The following is a 13,492-nucleotide window of genomic DNA, read 5'->3' as shown; positions in this document are numbered from 1 at the left end:
CGGGCACCGTGCCATACAAGGGTCGTCGGAAAATCAGGGCTCCGCTGTTGCGAAGCTGACACAAATTCCCGGGATGCCGGCTCGCATAGGGTGGAGGTCATGACAGATCAGGCCCCGGCCGCACCGACGGAGAGTCCGGACATCCCGGGCAAGTCCATCGCGGCCTCCCGCACGACCCTCAGCCACATCATGACCCACCACGACACCAACCTGCTCGGCACGGTGCACGGCGGGGTGATCATGAAGCTCGTCGACGACGCGGCGGGAGCCGTCGCCGGACGGCACTCCGGAGGACCCGCCGTCACCGCGTCCATGGACGAGATGGCCTTCCTCGAGCCGGTCCGCGTCGGTGACCTGGTCCATGTGAAGGCCCAGGTCAACTGGACCGGCCGGACCTCCATGGAGGTGGGCGTGCGGGTGCTGGCCGAACGCTGGAACGAGTCCGCCCCGCCCACCCACGTCGGCTCGGCGTACCTCGTCTTCGCGGCCGTCGACGCCGCCGGCAGACCGCGCCGGGTGCCGCCGGTGCTCCCGGAGACCGAGCAGGACAGGCGCCGCTACCAGGAGGCCCAGATCCGCCGCACCCACCGTCTGGCGCGCCGCCGGGCGATCATGGAGCTGCGGGAGAAGCGGGCGGCCGAGGGCTACGAGGACTGAGGGCCGGGAGCACCGGGAGGGCCGGGAGCACAGGGAGCACCGACGGGCCGACAGGCGGACGGGCCGGCAGGGTCCGCCGCGGGACGGCAGGGGCGGGGCGGCGGCGTCAGGAGCATCCCACCTCGTCGCCCCGCACCACCCCGAACTCGCCCCGCCCCGGATCCGCCGCCCGGACCTTGCGGACCTTCTCGAAGTCGGTGCCCGCGATCACCTTCAGCACGGCGCCCTGGCCCTTCACCGCGCGCAGCTCGCTGCCCGGCAGGGCCGCCGCCAGGGACTTCGCGGAGCGGTCCCAGCGGGGGTCGTAGGCGACGATCGTCCGCCGCACGTCCTGCTCCGCCGCGTTGACCGGGGCGCGGGTGGTGGCGAAGCCGGTCGAGGCCAGTGCCGCGTCCACCCGCCGGCCCAGGCCCGCGGTCCGGGTGCCGTTCTCGACCTGGACGCGGATCTGCCGGGGGTCCACCGGCACGCGCGGTGCCGCGTCGCGCGGGCGGCGCGTGGAGAGCGGCCGGTCCCGGCGGAGCGCCTCGAAGATGCGCTCCGCCTTCTCGGCGTCCCACTTCAGCGTGGAGCCGACGCCCTTCACGGCGTACCCCATCGTCTTGATCGGCACCGTGGTGAACTCGGAGGAGGCGGGCGAGAAGTCGCGCATCGCCCGCCCGAGGTCCAGCAGTTCGCCGGTGCCGAAGCCCTCGTCCGCGCGGACCGAGCCGAGCACCGCCCGCGTCACGTCCCGGAACCTCATCGGGTTCAGCAGGATCCCGGAGGAGGTGGCGCGCTCCACCAGCGCGGCCATGAAGCGCTGCTGGCGCTTCATCCGGCCGAGGTCGGCGGCGCCGTCGACGTGCCGGGCACGGACGTACTGCAGGGCCTGTCCGCCCTTGAGGGTGTGCCGGCCGGCCGGCAGGTCGAGGCCGGTGTGGCTGTCCTTCAGCGGTTCGTCGGTGCAGATCTCGACACCGCCGACCACGTCCACGGTCTTCATGAAACTGGTGAAGTCGACCTCCAGGTAGTGGTCGATCTTCACCCGGGTCATCTTCTCCACCGTGCGCACGGTGAGCCGCGGCCCGCCCTCCGCGTAGGCCGCGTTGAGCTTGACGGGGTGTCCCGCGTGCTCCTCGCCGCTCACCCGGTCGGTGTGCGGGGGCGCCTCGGCGTAGGAGTCGCGGGGCAGGCCGACCACGCTGACCCGTTCCCGGTCCTCGGAGACGTGCACGATCATGATCGTGTCGGTGCAGTGGCAGGGCGCCCCGCCGAGCCGGTACCTCTTCCGCTCCTCCTTGCCGATCTTCTCGCGGCCGTCGGTGCCGACGAGCAGGATGTTCGTGCCGTCACCGGCCTCGGGGCGGTTCTTCATGTCGCGGAACGGGTCGACCCGGTCGATGTCGGCGTCGAGGCCGCTGAGCACCGCGTGCCCGATCCCGGCGGAGGCGAGCACCACGACCGACAGCGTGGTCACGGCCCGCACGGCCCACCGCGGCGCGCGGCGCGCGGGCGGTCGCGGGGCCCGGCGGGGTGGTCGCGGGGAGCGCCGGGGAGCGGGGCGGGGCCGGGGGGACCGCGGCGGCGTGGGCAAGGGGACACCTCCGGACGACGGCCGTACGCGGGATCGTGAGCACCGTAGGCCGATACGATCTGCGGCCCGGCGTATCGCCCCCGGCGCGCGCGGCGGTGTCCCCCGTTCGCGGTAACGTGAGCCCCCTATGAACGCCAATCCCGACGTGCGGCTCCCCGCCGTTTCCGTGATCATGCCCGTCCTCAACGAGGAGCGGCACCTGCGCGGCGCGGTCCGCGCGATCCTCGCCCAGGAGTACGCAGGCGAGATGGAGGTCGTGATCGCCCTCGGTCCGTCCACGGACCGCACGGACGAGATCGCCGCCGAGCTCGTGGCCGAGGACCCGCGCGTGCACACCGTGCCCAACCCGACCGGCCGCACCCCGGCGGCCCTCAACGCGGCGATCGAGGCCTCGCGCCATCCGATCGTGGTCCGCGTCGACGGGCACGGGATGCTCTCCCCGAACTACATCGCGACCGCCGTGCGGCTCCTGGAGGAGACCGGCGCGCAGAACGTCGGCGGCATCATGCACGCCGAGGGGGAGAACGACTGGGAGCACGCGGTCGCCGCCGCGATGACGTCGCGGATCGGCGTGGGCAACGCGGCCTTCCACACCGGCGGTGAGGCCGGTCCGGCCGAGACCGTCTACCTGGGGGTCTTCCGGCGCGAGGCGCTGGAGCGGCAGGGCGGCTACAACGTGGAGTTCATCCGCGCCCAGGACTGGGAGCTGAACTTCCGCATCCGTGAGGCGGGCGGGCTGATCTGGTTCTCGCCGGAGCTGAGGGTCTCCTACCGGCCCCGGCCGAGCGTGCGGGCGCTGGCCAAGCAGTACAAGGACTACGGCCGCTGGCGGCACGTCGTGGCCCGCTACCACGCCGGTTCCATCAACCTGCGCTACCTCGCCCCGCCGGCCGCGGTGTGCGCGATCGCGGCCGGGCTCGTGGTGGGCGCGGCGCTCACGCCGTGGGGCTTCGTGGTGCCCGGCGGTTACCTCGCGGCGATCGTGCTGGGCTCCATACCGGCCGGCAAGGGGCTGCCGCTGAAGGCGCGGCTGCGGATCCCGGTGGCGCTGGCCACCATGCACATGTCGTGGGGCTGGGGCTTCCTGACCAGCCCGCGCTCGCTGGCGAAGAAGGTCATCGCCTCGCGGCGGCCCGCGGTCCCCGCGGAGGCGCCGGCCGCCTGATCCGCCCGGCCAGGACGAACCGTGGGGGCCCCTTCCCGGCCGGGGAGGGGCCCCACGCGTCACCAGGTGAAGGCCGGATCGACGTGCATGCAGGCCTTGTCGTCCGCTCCGTTGAGGGCGTGGGCCGACTCGGGGGTCTCGTCGTCCTCCTCGGGCGCCTCGTAGGCGGTGCCCTCGCGCCAGTCGGCACCCACCACCAGGGTGACCCCGGAGACGTCGGTGGACCGCTTCACCGCACTCGCCGGGATGCCGAGCGCCTCGGCGACGCGCCGGGCGTCGCCCTCCAGGTCGGCGCTCGGGTAGCGCACCACCGTCCGCTCCTCGCTGAACGAGCCGGTGGTGTCGGCGGTCGTGCCGGTGAAGCCCTGGTCCTCCAGGATCCCGGCGACGGTGCTCGCGCGTCCGGAGGCGGCGGCGAGGGTGTCGGTGCGGGTGCCGTTGCGGACCTGGACCGCGATCTCGGCGTCGTCGGCGGCCGGGTCCGCCTCCTGCGCCTTCCCCGTCCTCTCCTCGGCCCTCTGCGTCTTCTGCTTCTTCTCGTCCCCGCCGTCCAGGGCGATGTCCTCGCGCACCAGCCGGAACAGCTTCTCGGCGTCCTCGGTCGGCTCCACGCGGGCGCCCACGTAGCGGTTGGGCATCGTGGTCATGGTGATGCGTTCCGGCTCCACCTTGCGCAGCTCGGTGCTCAGGTCGTAGAGCTTTTTGACGGTGCCGAGCCCGGGGTCGACGGTGAGCGCCTCGGTGGCCTTCTCGGCCAGCCTGCGCAGCTTGTTGGGGCTGCTCAGGGTGGCGTTCTCGCGCAGCTGGCGGACCAGCGAGTTCATGTACATGTGCTGGGCCTTGGCGCGGGCGAGGTCGCTGCCGTCCTCGAAGCCGTACCGCGTGCGCAGCCACTGCAGGGCCTGCTCGCCCTTGACCGGGTGGGTGCCCTCGGGGAGTTTCAGGCCGGAGCCGTGGCCCTCGCTGTCGCGGGAGTGGATGTTGGCGTCCACGCAGACGGGGACGCCCCCGACGGCGTCCGCCATGGACACCACTCCGGCGAAGTCGACCATGACGAAGTGGTCGATGTGGATGCCGGTGAGCTCCTCCCAGGTGGCCACGGTGCAGCCGGGGCCGCCGTGGCCGAGGCTCTGGTTGGTCATCACCCGCCCGTTGCTCGCCGGGTACACCGTCCCGTCGTCGGGGTCGGTGCACTTGGGGATCTCGACCAGGGTGTCGCGGGGCATGCTGATCACGGACATGTTGGTCCGGTCGGCGGAGAGGTGCACCAGCATCTGCACGTCGGCCAGCGGGGTCGAGCCGAACGTCTCGCGCGCGCCGCCGAGCTGCTGGTTCTCCTCGGTGTCCCGCGCGTCGGAGCCGATGAGGAGGATGTTCAGCGGGGTCTGCCCGGCGGCGTTCGGCGTCGGCTCGGCGACCTTGCTGTCGCCCAGGTTCAGCGGGTCCTTCTCGATGTTGCCGTTCAGGTTCCGGTAGTAGAGGTAACCGGCCGTGGCGGAGCCGGCTATGAGCAGCGCGAGCACCGCCGCGGACCACTTGAGCAGCCGGCGTCCGCGGCGCGGGCGGGGACCGCCGTCCGCGCCGGGGGCGGGCGCGTCGCCGCCGTCGCCGTCGGACGGGCTCTCGCCCGGGTCCTCGTCCGGGTCCGGATCCCGCCGGTCGTCGCGGAGTGTCGCCCGCACGGCGCTCTGTGTCACTGCCACGTCCTTCCCACCCCGGGCCACTCCTCGCGTTCCTGCAACGGGCCCGTCCCGCGTCCTGTTAGACGCACGACGAGCCCGTCAGTTGCCCTGGAAATCCAACCGGATTCAACGATTTTCGTTCGACCGCGCCGACCGTGCCGGCCGGCTCATCCGAGCGTCAGCTCGCGCACTCGACCTTGTCCGCCGTGGACTTCTCCACGTCCGGCGCCGACGCCCCCGAACCGTCGAGCTTCACCCCGGCGCCCTTGAAGTCCTCGCCCAGGGTCAGGGTCATCGCGGGCAGTCCCTGGGAGTTGGTGACGCTCTCGCCGGGCTTCATCGCCGACCCGGACAGGCCGAGGAGGTCGGCGAGGCGCCGTGCCTGGGCGGCCTGGTCGGGGGCGTACTCCAGCGTCGTCCTCTTCAGGTTCTCCGGCGCGTTGCCGGCGTTCTCGGACTTGGTGACGCCCTGCTCGACCTGGAGCCAGTTGAGCATCTCCTGGGCGCTGCCCCCCTGCGCGCCGCCGTTGAGGATGCGGACGCGGACCTCGGAGGCCGGTGCCCTCTCGCCCTTCAGCCGGGCGGCGACGGTCTTCTTCTTCCGCTTCTCGACCTCGGTCAGCGACACGTCGTTCCTGATGGTGTCGAAGAGCTGCGGGGCCTTGGACTCGTCGAGCACGACGGTCGCCTTCACCGTCTCCGCCGGGTTGTCCTTCACCGGCACGGTGGTGAAGGAGATGTTCTTCGTCGGCACCTTCCTCAGCTCCAGGGCGACGTCCTTGAGCGTGCTCACCTTGCCGATCCCGGTGTCCACGGTCAGCGCCTTCGTGGCGGCCTCGGCCAGTTTCACCAGTTTGGCGGGGCTGGTGAGGGTGTCGCCGGAGGACATCTTGCGCATCAGCGAGGCCAGGAAGTGCTGCTGCACCTTGATCCGGTCGAGGTCGCCCTGGTTGCCGAAGCTGTGCCGGGTGCGGACGAAGGCCAGGGCCTGCTCGCCCTCGACCTTCGACTCGCCGGCGGGCAGCCGAAGCTTCGACTCCTCGTCGTCCACGGGGTGTTCGAGGCACACCGGGACGCCGTCCACGGCGGTGGTGAGGGTCTTGACCGCGTTGAAGTCGGCCATCATGAAGTGGTCGACCGGGATGCCGGTGGCCTGCTCCACCGTGAGCATGGTGCAGCCCGGGTCCCGGCCGTCCTCCCCGAGGCTCCGGTTGAAGCGGACGCCCCGCAGGCCCGGCACCACCTTCTCCGTGCCGTCCTCCAGCTTCGTCGGGCAGTCGGGGACGTCGACTATCAGGTCGCGCGGGATGCTGAGCGCGGTCGCGTTCGTGCGGTCCTTGGCGACGTGCAGCAGGATCGTGGTGTCGGCGTGCCCGGCGCTGCCCTTGTCGCCGTAGCCCTCGTTGCCCTTGCCGGTGCGCTTGTCGGTGCCGATGACCAGGATGTTGAAGGCCTCGTCCTTGCTGAAGTCGCTCCTGCCCGCACCGCCGACGTCGGTCGTGGTGACGTTGCCCTCGAGGTGCTTCAGGTAGAGGTAGCCGGCCGTGCCGGTGGCGAGCAGCACGAGCGCCATGGTGCCGCCGGTCCACAGCAGGGCCTTCTTCGCCCTCGGCTTCTTCGCCGGCCGCCGCCCGCGCCGTCCGGGCGGGCCGTCGTCGGGGGCGCCCCGGCGCCCGCGCTGCGGCGGCACCGCACGGCCGGGTATCCGGGTACGGCCGCCGTCGGTGCCGTCCGGGCCGCGCGGGGAGGGCCGACGGGGGCCGGGCACGGGCGGGCGGGACGCGGAAGGGCCGGTGCGCAGTTCGTACTCGCCGGTCTCCGGGTTGAGCACCCACTGGTCTGCGGGGTCCATGCCCTCCGGTCGCCCACGGCCTTGCGCGTCCACGGTCGCTCGAATCCTCCGTCGGGGCCATGTGGCACTGCCCCCTCCGGAGGGTGCCCGAGGGTACGGGACACCACCGTGCGCGACGCCGGGGGAGGTCCTCGCGGCCGGGGCACTTCAGCTCTCACATTATCCGTCCCGTTGGTGACGGAGTGATGCCAGTGATGAATTCCCGCCCCGGAGCCGGACAACCCATGCCATTCGGCATGGAGTCGGGCCATCCGTGTCATTCGTCCCCGAGCCGAGCCGAGCCGAGCCGGTCCGTCCGTGCCGTCCGGTCCGGAGCCGGGTCATCCGCGCCCTTCGGCCCGGCGCCGGGGAAGCGCCGTCCCGTCGCTACCAGCGGTAGGGCTCGTAGACGTCCATGCACCTGCCGGTCTCCGCGCCGTTGAGGGCGTCGGCGTCCTCGGGCAGGTCCCCGGCCTTCGGCGACGACGGTTTCGGATAGGCGGCGCCCTCACGCCAGTCCGCGCCCACCACCACCGTGACACCGGAGACACCGGTCGACTGCTTCACCGAACTCAGGGGTATCCCCAGCGACTTGGCGACCCGCTGGGCGTCCCCCTGCAACTCCGCGCCCGGGTAGCGCACCACGGTCCGCTCCTCGGCGAGCGCGCCCGAGGTGTCCGGCGCGGCCCGCGTGAAGCCCTTCCGCACCAGCGACTGCGCGATCACCCCCGCCCGGCCGCCGACCGGACCGAGGGTCGCGGACCGGGTGGCGTTCTGCACCAGGACGCCGATCCGCCCGTCCGGCGCGGCCGGGTCCTGCGAGGCCGCCCCGTCCCCGTCCGCCGTCCTCTTCGCGCCGCCCCTGCCGTCCCTGTCCGCGCCGCCCTTGTCGTCGAAGGGGACGTCGTCGCGGAGCATGGCCCACACCTGCTCGGCGTCGGCACCGGCCGGGACCAGGTGGTTGCGGTTCTGCGGGTCCGCGGCCGTGGGCAGCGTCGTCATGGTGATGCGTTCCGGCGGCACCGTCTTCAGCTGCATCCCCAGGTCGTACAGCTTCTTCACCGAGCCGATCTCCTCGGAGACCTTCAGCGACTCGGTCGCCGCCTCGGCCAGGCCCATCAGCCGGCCGGTGTCGGTGAAGACGTTCTGGTCCCGCAGGGTGCGGATCATCGAGTTCATGTACATGCGCTGCGCCCGGGTCCGCAGGACGTCGCTGCCCCAGGCGTGCCGGGTGCGCAGCCACTGCAGTGCCTGCTCGCCCTCGACCTTCCTGGAACCGGCCTTCATCTTCAGCCCCGAGCCGCCGGGCACCCCGGGCAGCGGGCGGTCCCACACGTTCTGCTCGACGCAGACCTCGACGCCGCCGATGGCGTCGGCCATGGTCACCACGCCGGCGAAGTCGATCGTCATCCAGTGGTCGATGTACATGCCGCCGGAGAGGTTCTCCCAGGTGGCCAGCGTGCAACCGGGCCCACCGCGGGCCAGCGAGATGTTGATGATGTCGTTGGTCGCCGGGTGGACGTCCCCGGTCTTCGGGTCGGTGCACCTGGGGATGTCGACCCGGGTGTCGCGCGGGACGCTCACCACGGCCGCGCTCTTGCGGTCGGCGGCGAGGTGGATCAGCATCTGCACGTCGCCCCGCGGCGGGTCGCTGCGGGTGTCCCGGCTGCCGCCCAGTTCGACGTTCTCGTCGGAGGCGCGGCTGTCGGAGCCGATCAGCAGGATGTTCAGCGGCGTCTGGCCGGCCGCGTTCGGCTCGGTCCTGCGGGCCCCGGAGTCGCCGCTGCTGCGCTCGCCCTTCTCGATGTTGCCGTTGAGGTGCTGGTAGTAGAGGTATCCGGCGCCGGCCGTCCCGAGTATCAGCACCGCCAGGGTGGTCGCCGACCAGCGCAGTGCGCGCCGTCCCCGCCGCGGCCCGCCCTCCCCGCCGGGTCGTCGGCCCGCGGCGCCGCGGTCTCTTCCGGGGCCGTCACCGCCGTCCGGGGACGGCCGTCCGCCGGGACCGCCGTGCCCGCCCGGCTCCGGCCGGCGCCGGCCGGTTCCCGGCCGGGTCCCCTCCCCGTGCACACCGCTCTGCGCCATCGCTGTGTCTCCCCCACCCCTCGCGCCGTGGAACGGGCCTGCCCCGCGCCCCGTAGGACGCGGAACAGGCCCGTCAGGTCACTCGGCGCACTCGACCTTGTCCGCCGTGGACTTCTTGATGTCGTCCGGCGCCTTGTCCGGAGGCGTGAGCGGAGTGCCCGCGCCCTCGAAGTCCTCGCCCAGGGTCAGGGTCATCGCGGGCAGTCCCTGGGAGTTGGTGACGCTCTCGCCGGGCTTCATCGCCGACCCGGACAGGCCGAGGAGGTCGGCGAGGCGCCGTGCCTGGGCGGCCTGGTCGGGGGCGTACTCCAGCGTCGTCCTCTTCAGGTTCTCCGGCGCGTTGCCGGCGTTCTCGGACTTGGTGACGCCCTGCTCGACCTGGAGCCAGTTGAGCATCTCCTGGGCGCTGCCCCCCTCCGCGCCGCCGTTGAGGATGCGGACGCGGACCTCGGAGGCCGGTGCCTTCTCGCCCTTCAGCCGGGCGGCGACGGCGGCCTTCTCCTTCTTCTTCTGCTGCTTGACCTCGGTGAACGACACGTCGTTCTTGATCAGGCCGAAGACCTCCGCGGCCTGGGACTCGTCGAGCACGACGGTCGCCTTCACCGCCTCCGTCGGGTTGTCCACCACCGGCACCGTGGTGAAGGTGAGGTTCTTGACGTTGAGCTTGCCCAGCTCCAGACCGAGGTCCTTGAGCTTGTTGATGCTGTCCAGCTGGGAGTCGACGGTGAGTGCCTTGGTGCCCGCCTCGGCCAGCTTGATCATCTTCGACGGGCTGGTGAGGGTGTCGTTCGACTTCAGCTTGCGCATCAGCGCGCTCAGGAACTGCTGCTGCAGCCCGATCCGGCTCAGGTCTCCGCCCGAGCCGACCGAGTACCGGGTGCGCACGAACGCCAGGGCCTGTTCGCCCTCGATGGTGTGCGTGCCCGCGGGCAGCTTCAGGTGCGACTTGTCGTCGTCGATGTCCTTGGCCAGGCAGACCTCGACGCCGCCGACCGCCGAGGTCAGCGTCTTGACCGCGTTGAAGTCGGCCACGATGAAGTTGTCCGGCTTGATCCCGGTCAGCTCGGTCACGGTCCGCATGGTGCAGCTGGGCGTGCGGCCGCTCTGGCCGAGGCTCTCGTTGAAGCGGACGCCGAGGGAGCCCGGGATGACCTTGTCCGTGCCGTCCTCCTGCTGCGTCGGGCAGTCGGGGACGTCGACTATCAGGTCGCGCGGGATGCTGAGCGCGGTCGCGTTCGTGCGGTCCTTGGAGACGTGCAGCAGGATCGTGGTGTCGGCGTGCCCGGCGCTGTTCTTGTCGCCGTAGGACTCGTTGCCCGAGCCGGTGCGCTTGTCGGTGCCGATGACCAGGATGTTGATGGCCTTGTCCTTGCTGAAGCCACCGGTGCTCGCGCCGTCGTCGGAGACGGACGTGATGTTGTCGTTCAGGTGCTCCAGGTACAGGTAGCCGGCCGCGCCGGTGGCCAGCACCACGAACGCCATGGTGCCGCCGGTCCACAGCAGGACCTTCTTCGCCTTCGGCTTCTTCGCCGGGCGGCGCCCGCGCCTGCCCGGCGGCTCCTCGGGCGTGCCCCGGCGCCTGCCCGGCGGCGGTTCCTCCGGCGTGCCCCGGCGCCTGCGCGGCGGCACCTCGCGGCCGGGCGCCTCGCGCTCGGGGGCCGCCGTACGGCCGCGCGCCCTCCCCGCGCCGGAGGAGCGGGCTCTGCGCGGACCCGGGACCGGTGACTGCGGTGCGGAAGGAGCCAGTCGCAGTTCGTATTCACCGGTGTCCGGGTTGAGCACCCACTGGTCTGCGGGGTCGATGTTCTCCGCCCGCCCACGGCTTTGCGCGTCCACGGTCGCTTGAATCCTCCGTCGGGGCCACGCGGCGCCTTTTCCCCTCCCAAGGCGCTCGGGTCTCGGTCATACAGTGCGCGACCTCAGGACGGGCCTGGAGGAACGGACGCACCGGATCGGCTCACACTAACGGCACGCATCACCTTCGGGCGACGCCGGTGAGATATTCCACGCTCCTACAACTGGGCAATTCGCCCATTTCCCTGGATCGGAGTTCTTCGTCCTGGAGTTGCCCGGGTTACCGGCCTTACGCGCAGGTGTCCTCGGCGGCCGTGTTGCCGGAGAACGTCGGCGCGGGAGAAGGGGTGCGGGACGGTTCCGCGGTTTCCTTTTCCGTGGCCCCTCCGTCACTGTCCGTGCCTTCCTCGTCCGCCCTCGCACGCGGCGTGGCGCCCCCGCTCTCCGCGGCGGAACCGCGCTCGTCACCGCGTGCGACCGTCACCGGCGCGTCCCTGCGCAGCCGGTCGAACAGGTCCCCCGCCGCGGGTTCCGCGAGCTGGTCGCGATTGACGTCGTGGACGTACGCCTCCCGCGGAACGGTCAGGAATTGCACACGTTCCGTGGGAATGTTCCGCAGTCCGCGGACGAGTTCGTACAAACCACGCAAGCTCGCCAGTGCCGGATCGGTCGTGAGTGACGAAGTGGCCGCGTCCAGAACGGGATACAGCTTCGCCGGATTCAGCAGAACGTCATTGCTGCGCACCTTGTTGACGAGCGCCCCCAGGAAGCGCTGCTGGCGTTCCATCCGCTCGGTGTCGCTGCCGTCGCCGAGGGATTTGCGGACCCGCACATAACCGAGGGCCTGCTCCCCGTTCAGGGTCACCCGGCCCGCGGGCAGTCTGAGTTCGGCCGCCTTGTCGTCGATGGGCTCGCGCAGGCACACCTCGACGCCGTCGACCGCGTCGACCATCTTCTTGAAGCCGTGGAAGTCGACGACGACGTGGTGGTCGACGCGAATGTCCGTGAACTTCTCGACGGTGCGGATGGTGCAGGCCGAACCGCCGATCTCGAAGGCGGTGTTGAACGCCGCGAGCACCGGCTCGGTGCGGGTGCCGTCCCGGCGCAGACAGCCGGGCACGTCCACCATCAGGTCCCGGGGCAGGGACACCGCGGTGGCGCTGCGCCGGCCCGCCGACAGGTGCAGCAGGATCGCGGTGTCGGACCGCTCGGTCCCCACGTCCCGTCCGTAGCGGCGGTTCTCCTCCCCGGACCGCGAGTCCGAGCCGATCAGCAGGATGTTCCGGGCGTCCTTCACCAGCGGGGTGGGCCGCTCCTCCTCGAACCGCGCGAGTTCGGCCGCGGCCTCCTCGTCCGGGGTGATGTTCCCGTCCAGCTTCAGGTACACCGCCCACCCGGCCCCGGCGGCCGCGACGAGCACGGCGGCGGCCGTGAGCCCGGTACCGCGCACCCAGCGCCGCCGCCGGCGCCGGGCCCGTCCCCGTCCGCTCGCCGAGGCGCCCGTCCCCGGGCCGAGGGCGCGCCGGCCCTCCGGCGGCTCGGAGGACGCGCCTGCGGTGTCGCTCATGACCGGGTCCACCCCTCACTGCGCACGGGACCGTGACGGCGTACGACGCGCGGCGTACGGCGTGCGGTGCGCGCGGCGTGCGGCCCGCGCGGCACACGGCCCGTGCCGCTGTCACGACGATGCCCCGGGGGGACGGCGGAGGGCGGGTGGTGCTGCACCGAACGGGGGACGGGGCGGGGCGGGCGGGTGGTGGCGGAGACGTGCGGTCCGGACGGGGCGCGGCGGGGGCCGGCCGCCGGCGAGCGGCGGCCGGTGGGCGGTGGCGTGCCGCTACCGGGCGATGGTGGTGACCCGTTCGCTCTCCACCCGCTTGTCCAGGGCGTCGTCCCCGAGGCGGTCCAGGTGCCGGCACAGCACCACGGAGCCGCCGGTCGCCAGCGGTCCGTACAGGCCCGCGTTGAGGCCCTCCCAGGTGTCGTACGGCAGCCCCGACAGCAGGCGCGACCCCGGCCCGGTCAGGCCGAGCCCGGTCGCCTCGGCCCGGGCCCGCTCGACCACCTCCGCCCCGGTGAACTCCCGCCCCGCCACGATCAGCGCGGGCTCCTCGGGGTCGACCGGCGCGTACGGCACGAACCGGTCGCTCTGCCCCGGCACCTCGACGGCGTAGTCGGCGAAGCCCTCCGGCGGCTGCGGGAAGCGCCCGCCGAGCGGCCTGAGCGCCAGGGCGATCCGCGCGCCCGGGCACGCCCGTGCCGCCTCGAGCGCGTCCGGGCCGCTCACCGCGACGTCGGCCGCCGCCGCGTCCCCGGCCACGTCCGCGACCGCGCCCACCGACGCGCACGCCAGCAGCCACACCGCCGTCTGCCAGTGCGCGGGCAGCAGCAGCGCCACCCGGTCGCCCGGTTCGACGGACAGTTCGTCCTGGAGCAGGTTCGCGGTCTTGGCCACCCAATTGGCGAAGGTGGCCACGGACAATTCGACGCGTTCGCCCGTGGCGTCGTCGTAGAAGGTCACCAGGGGGCGTCCCGGGTCCGCGGCGAGCGCGGAACTCAGCAGGTCGGCGGGGGTGCGGTCGGTGGCGTTCACCCGCGCAAGCGTACGCGGCCCCGCCGCCGCGCACCGGGCACCCGGAGCACCGGTTCGGGGGAACGCGTCCCCGACGGTCCGTCAACTCAGCGATGGACAGATTTGTCTGACT

The 13,492-nt window shown here is 72.4% G+C and carries 9 protein-coding genes; 2 read left to right on the top strand and 7 right to left on the bottom strand.

Features of this window, described 5'->3' with window-relative positions:
* The first annotated feature begins 99 nt into the window (after positions 1-99).
* Complete coding sequence (locus tag GL259_RS16465) at positions 100-657, top strand: acyl-CoA thioesterase (protein WP_159533496.1); 558 nt, start codon at positions 100-102, stop codon at positions 655-657.
* Positions 658-763: 106 nt separating this feature from the next.
* Here the strand turns inward: GL259_RS16465 and GL259_RS16460 are convergent, their stop codons facing one another.
* Positions 764-2,125 (bottom strand): LCP family protein, encoded by a 1,362-nt coding sequence (locus tag GL259_RS16460; RefSeq protein WP_159533494.1) that lies wholly within the window; start codon positions 2,123-2,125, stop codon positions 764-766.
* A 235-nt stretch (positions 2,126-2,360) separates the two neighbouring features.
* On the opposite strand from GL259_RS16460, the gene GL259_RS16455 reads away from it, so the two are divergent.
* Complete coding sequence (locus GL259_RS16455; protein ID WP_159533492.1) at positions 2,361-3,398, top strand: glycosyltransferase family 2 protein; 1,038 nt, start codon at positions 2,361-2,363, stop codon at positions 3,396-3,398.
* A 59-nt stretch (positions 3,399-3,457) separates the two neighbouring features.
* Here GL259_RS16455 and GL259_RS16450 read toward each other — a convergent pair whose 3' ends face one another.
* The 6 genes from GL259_RS16450 to GL259_RS16425 form a co-directional block, all read right to left on the bottom strand.
* On the bottom strand, positions 3,458-5,095 hold the full coding sequence (locus GL259_RS16450; RefSeq protein WP_159533490.1) for an LCP family protein: 1,638 nt from the start codon (positions 5,093-5,095) through the stop codon (positions 3,458-3,460).
* Between the two features lie 163 nt (positions 5,096-5,258).
* Positions 5,259-6,932 (bottom strand): LCP family protein, encoded by a 1,674-nt coding sequence (locus GL259_RS16445; RefSeq protein WP_243762314.1) that lies wholly within the window; start codon positions 6,930-6,932, stop codon positions 5,259-5,261.
* A gap of 366 nt (positions 6,933-7,298) precedes the next feature.
* A complete protein-coding gene (locus tag GL259_RS16440; protein WP_208026478.1) occupies positions 7,299-8,993 on the bottom strand; it encodes an LCP family protein in 1,695 nt (564 codons plus the stop codon).
* Between the two features lie 78 nt (positions 8,994-9,071).
* The gene (locus tag GL259_RS16435) at positions 9,072-10,829 is read right to left on the bottom strand and encodes an LCP family protein (protein ID WP_159533486.1); all 1,758 of its coding nucleotides are present in this window, start codon (positions 10,827-10,829) and stop codon (positions 9,072-9,074) included.
* Between the two features lie 247 nt (positions 10,830-11,076).
* Positions 11,077-12,354: an LCP family protein gene (locus GL259_RS16430; protein WP_159533484.1), complete on the bottom strand. Its 1,278-nt coding sequence runs from the start codon at positions 12,352-12,354 to the stop codon at positions 11,077-11,079.
* A gap of 270 nt (positions 12,355-12,624) precedes the next feature.
* A complete protein-coding gene (locus tag GL259_RS16425) occupies positions 12,625-13,380 on the bottom strand; it encodes a TIGR03089 family protein (protein WP_159533482.1) in 756 nt (251 codons plus the stop codon).
* Between the last annotated feature and the right edge of the window lie 112 nt (positions 13,381-13,492).

The sequence above is a fragment of the Streptomyces sp. Tu 3180 genome, assembly GCF_009852415.1.
Taxonomy (GTDB): domain Bacteria; phylum Actinomycetota; class Actinomycetes; order Streptomycetales; family Streptomycetaceae; genus Streptomyces.
Note: the sequence above shows the minus strand (reverse complement) of the source record. Positions and strands in the feature narration are given on the sequence as shown.

Excerpts from the sequence above, each read along its gene's own strand:
- GL259_RS16465 (WP_159533496.1), top strand. The coding sequence starts at position 100 with ATGACAGATCAGGCCCCGGCCGCACCGACGGAGAGTCCGGACATCCCG.
- GL259_RS16455 (WP_159533492.1), top strand. The coding sequence starts at position 2,361 with ATGAACGCCAATCCCGACGTGCGGCTCCCCGCCGTTTCCGTGATCATG.
- GL259_RS16445 (WP_243762314.1), bottom strand. The coding sequence starts at position 6,932 with ATGGACCCCGCAGACCAGTGGGTGCTCAACCCGGAGACCGGCGAGTAC.
- GL259_RS16440 (WP_208026478.1), bottom strand. The coding sequence starts at position 8,993 with ATGGCGCAGAGCGGTGTGCACGGGGAGGGGACCCGGCCGGGAACCGGC.
- GL259_RS16430 (WP_159533484.1), bottom strand. The coding sequence starts at position 12,354 with ATGAGCGACACCGCAGGCGCGTCCTCCGAGCCGCCGGAGGGCCGGCGC.